The organism is Enterococcus sp. 3H8_DIV0648 (assembly GCF_002140655.1).
Lineage (GTDB): Bacteria > Bacillota > Bacilli > Lactobacillales > Enterococcaceae > Enterococcus_A > Enterococcus_A hulanensis.
In genome coordinates this window covers 489700-492453 of record NZ_NGLG01000001.1, presented here as the reverse complement: position 1 = coordinate 492453, position 2754 = coordinate 489700, and the positions used below count along the sequence as shown (strand labels likewise).

General features: G+C 40.5%; 1 protein-coding gene. It reads right to left on the bottom strand.

The window, feature by feature from the left end; translation table 11 throughout:
- Positions 1-288 precede the first annotated feature (288 nt).
- Positions 289-2706, bottom strand: coding sequence for a hydroxymethylglutaryl-CoA reductase, degradative (locus A5875_RS02220; protein ID WP_088932100.1), 2418 nt, complete (start codon positions 2704-2706; stop codon positions 289-291).
- Positions 2707-2754 lie beyond the last annotated feature (48 nt).

Genomic DNA, 2754 nt, shown 5'->3' with positions numbered 1-2754 from the left:
CATATTTTATTTTCGAACACAATATAACAAGTTATGAATCACCTGTCAAACATTTTTTTGAAAATTTTGTTTCTCCTTTTCAATTATCAAAACGGAAATCCCTTGAAAACCTGTGATATAAAAAGGTTTCAAGATCAAAAATAATTTTAGAAACTTAATTATTAAATTCTGAAAACAGTTCGAAAAACTGTCGAAGAAAGAATACGATAACATTGGTTTCTTTAAAAATCCGAAGAAAAAAGTAGAGTCATTTTATGACTCTACTTTTTTTAAATGACAATTAGTTTATTAGCCCAGACGAAGATTTTTAATAATTTCTTCTGCTGTTGCCAAATTCATTCGTTCAGCTTTTCTTAATTGTCTGGAAACCAGCGGGACCTCTTTGGTTGTCGCTCCAGCAGTGATTGCTAATGAACGGCTCTGCATCGCCATGTGACCTTTTTGGATACCGTCCGTCACCAAAGCACGTATGGCAGCGAGATTTTGGGCCAATCCAACGGCCACAATAACTTCACCTAACTCAGCAGCAGATGAAACTTCTAATAATTTTAAGCTCAATTGCGCCTTAGGCAAGATTTTTGTCGCACCGCCTACAATACCGACCTTCATTGGCAGAACTAGTTTTCCAACCAGCTTATTATCTTTAATGTACCAGTCCGTCAAACCTTCATAGCGTCCATTTCGAGCAGCGTAAGCATGGCAAGCAGCCGCTACTGCCCGCGTATCATTTCCCGTCGCTAAAACAACAGCGTCAATACCATTCATGATTCCTTTATTATGGGTAGCTGCGCGATAAGGATCAATTTTACTATAATCACTGGCCGAGACGATTTTTTCAACGAGCTCCGGTGAAAGTTGCTCTACAGAAATTTCGCAACTTGCTTCGATCAAGGACTGCGTCGCGTAATTACTTAAAATACTAAATAAAATATCTGCATCAGGAATCAGTTGCCGTATTTCCTGCGCCACAGCTTCCAGCATCGTGTTTAGAATATTGGCCCCCATTGCATCTTTAGTATCAACTTCTAAGTCTAATGAAAGAAAGCCCTCTTCAAAAATGCGTATGTCAATTGACCTAAGTCCGCCACCACGTTGATAGATCGACGGGTAGCTCTTTTCAGCTACGGCAAAAAGTTCTTGTTCGTTTTCAGCAATAACTTTTTTTATTGCGGCAAAGTCTGTGACATTTCGCAAAACAATTTGCCCCAGCATATTTTGATTGATCACTCGCGTATGAATACCACCAGATTTTGCGATAATTTTTCCTGCATTACTAGCAGCTGCAATTACAGAAGGTTCCTCTGTTATCATTGGAATAATTTTCTCTTCTCCGTTGATAACAAAATTTTGTGCCACACCCAGAGGAATTGAACCTTCGCTGATTTGATTTTCAATCAGGTTAATCGAAATTTTTTCTGGGAGCACAGTTTCCGCTTGCAATTGCGCGGCTTCTTTAGCTGACAATTTTTTTTCTTTGACCAACTCAGCTAAGCGTTCAGCTTGGGTCATTTGATAAAACTTTTTTTTTGCGGTCTCTTGATCCTCCGCTTTCGTAATCATCAAGGCTAGTCCCAGCCCGCCACCGATACAAAGACTTGCTACGCCTCGTTGCTTGTCTTCTTGAATTAATTCTGAAATCAGTGTTGCTACAATACGTGTTCCACTAGCTCCGATAGGGTGGCCTAAAGCAATTGCACCGCCGTAAGTGTTAATTTTTTCATCCGGCAGTTTCAATTCTTTTTGAACAGCAACAGAAGCTGCAGCAAATGCTTCGTTGATTTGGAATGTATCGACCTCATCAATTGTTCGATTCACTTTATTTAATAATTTATTAATAGCTGAAACAGGAGCCATCCCCATAATACTTGGGTCAATCCCTACTTCACTATAACCATTAATAACAGCTAAGTACGCCAAGCCATTTTCAATCGCATAGGATTTTGACGCTAAGACAACTGCGGACGCACCATCATTCAAGGTTGAAGCATTAGCCGCAGTGACAACACCACCTTCTTTGAACGCAGGTTTCAATGAGCTAATTTTTTCTAATGTTGAATCAAAACGAATCCCTTCATCTTCTCTTAAAGTGCTGCCATCCGATAGAGGGATAGGAACAATCTCTGATTCAAACTTTCCATCTTTACTGGCTTTTGCTGCCTTCATTTGTGACTCATAAGCGTATTGATCCTGCATTTCACGAGTAACATGATATTCCTCAGCTACTTTTTCTGCCGTCAATCCCATATGCTTGCCGCTGAAAGCATCAGTCAAACCGTCATAAATCATGCTTGATTTTGGTTCTTGCCATTCTTGGGCTGCATAATCAAAGCTGGTCACTTTTGGTGCTTGAGACATATTTTCTGTCCCCCCGGCAACAACTACATGGGCTTCACCTAGTAATATTTGCTGCATCGCGAAAATAATCGACTTCATTCCTGACCCGCAGACCTCATTTATGGTTGTAGCTGGTACCTCATAGGGTAAGCCTGCTTTTACTGCTGATTGACGTGCCACATTCTGACCATTTCCTGCCTGCAATACATTCCCCATAAATACCTGTTCCACTTGATCTGGCGCAAGCTCTGCACGTTTGATCGCTTCTTTGATAGCGATTGCACCGAGCTCGACGGCTGAAACGGTTGCTAATTTGCCTTTATATCTGCCAATTGGTGTTCGTACAGCGCTTAAAATAACTATTTCTTCCAAGGGTGCACCTCCAATATTTTCATTAAAAATCAGACGTAAGTATAGCAC